We start from the raw sequence: 1,509 nt of genomic DNA on the forward strand, positions 1-1,509 counted from the left end.
TTAGTCTCGTCTTTTGATACTTACAACCAAAAATTCCTAGGTCGCAGTCATAAAGGTTTCCAACAGGCCGAAGGCGAACTTGAACAAATGCTAAGCCAACTGATTGAGAATTAGAAACAATCTGCAGTAGGGAAGAATCATTTACACAAAATTATTGACGCTCCCATATCTACACAGACAAAATTATGATCTTGCGTAAAGTTATAAAATATTAATAAAAATATTTTATTAATGAAAAGCTTGGTAGCACGGTTATTCATATGCTAATTTATTTCACTTTATAGTAAGGGGAGTTCTTAGTATATTGTTCAAACTTAAATTTCATATAATTTAATTATGTAAATTAGCTATTCTAAGAACTTCTACGGATAACTGCCCGTCTAAAATTTAAATAAGAGCTTAGAATCTTCATATAAGTAAGGTTAATTTTTTTGTACAAAAAAGTCGGAATATTCTGAGTTACTGAAATGATATAAAATCATAAACTAAACCCCTTGATTTTCTTCACTTTTAACAGAGTATATATATAAGTTCATGATTATGGTAAAATATATATATAATCATGAACTCAGAATATTTTTAAGAAGGGAAACAATAGTGAGCTATAATGTACAACCGTTAAGGACAAATGAAGAGATACAAGATTTTCAGTTTTGGCTAAGAAGAACAAGTAATCCGGAAAGAGATAGTTTTTTATTTTTGTTTGGCATCAATAATGGATTACGTATGTCAGATATTATAGGATTAAAAGTTGGAGATATACGAGGTAAAAGTAAGCCTATTATTGTTGAACATAAAACAGGTAAGCGAAAACCGATTTTTATAGATAATTTGAGAGAAGAGATTTTATTATATACTGAAGGTAAAGAAGAAAATGATTGGTTATTTCCAAGTCGGCAACAAGGTCGACATATAACAAGGGATCGTGTCTATCAGATATATGCAGATATAGCAGAAAAATTAGGAAGAGATGATATAGGAACACATACATTAAGAAAAACTTTTGGGTATCACTACTACAAGAAAACTAGAGACATTGCTACCTTAATGTTTATTTTTAATCATAGTTCTCAATCGATTACTAAAAGATACATTGGAATAACAGAAGACGAAATTGGCGCTTCTTTAAAAGGCTTTAAATTAGGTATTTAGTAAGTACCTGCTTGTAACAAAAATTAATATATTGAATCGATTCTCCTATTTCGAAAAAAATAAAAAACCTCCAAGATATTCTTGAAGGTTTTTTAAGTTAGTTGGACTTCTTAAAAATCTTGGAATTTTCAAAATGGTCTGTATGAATCAACAAAAACATTTTAGTTCTTCAAAATCTAAATAGGATAATAGAAATAGAATTATAGCTCGTGATATGAAATATAAAAACCATGCAATAAACTAACTTAATAAATACCACAGTTCGAATCAATAAAATATTGATAAAGTCCATATAATTGTGTAAAAGATAAAAGGCCATGTAACAGCCCTTTTACGGTACAATGTTTTTAACCACAA

The 1,509-nt window shown here is 28.8% G+C and carries 1 protein-coding gene; it reads left to right on the forward strand.

Features of this window, described 5'->3' with window-relative positions; translation table 11 throughout:
• Positions 1–597 precede the first annotated feature (597 nt).
• Positions 598–1,152: a tyrosine-type recombinase/integrase gene (locus FGQ66_RS14980; RefSeq protein ID WP_002295761.1), complete on the forward strand. Its 555-nt coding sequence runs from the start codon at positions 598–600 to the stop codon at positions 1,150–1,152.
• Positions 1,153–1,509: the final 357 nt, after the last annotated feature.

Source organism: Enterococcus sp. BSD2780061688st2 D3 (assembly GCF_005844145.1).
In the GTDB taxonomy this organism is placed as follows: domain Bacteria; phylum Bacillota; class Bacilli; order Lactobacillales; family Enterococcaceae; genus Enterococcus_B; species Enterococcus_B durans.